The organism is Massilia genomosp. 1 (assembly GCF_011682185.1).
Taxonomy (GTDB): domain Bacteria; phylum Pseudomonadota; class Gammaproteobacteria; order Burkholderiales; family Burkholderiaceae_D; genus Telluria_A; species Telluria_A rubra.
The window spans coordinates 1-251 of the sequence record NZ_WHJF01000639.1 but is presented as its reverse complement, the minus strand read 5'-3'; the positions used below and the strand labels follow the sequence as shown (position 1 = coordinate 251).

Below are 251 nucleotides of genomic sequence, written 5' to 3'. Positions count from 1 at the left end.
CGGCGTGGCGTGTTCAAAAGCGTACCGGAACTGACAACCGCAATCGAACAATATGTCGCGCACCACAATGCCAATCCGAAGCCATTTATTTGGACAGCAACTGCGCGCGATATCCTGCAAAAGGTAAGGTGATTAGCGCTGATCTTCAGCATAACTGAACTTTGGTCGCCGTTACGTGTCCAACCTTGCATATGCGTGCGCGGTGGCGCAGGCGGGAGAAGATTATGGCGACGATGAATCGGGTTCAGTTT

General features: G+C 52.2%; 1 pseudogene. It reads left to right on the top strand.

What is annotated here, in order from left to right:
* Window positions 1-132, top strand: a pseudogene (locus F1735_RS37260) (IS630 family transposase); the annotation flags it as partial.
* Window positions 133-251: the final 119 nt, after the last annotated feature.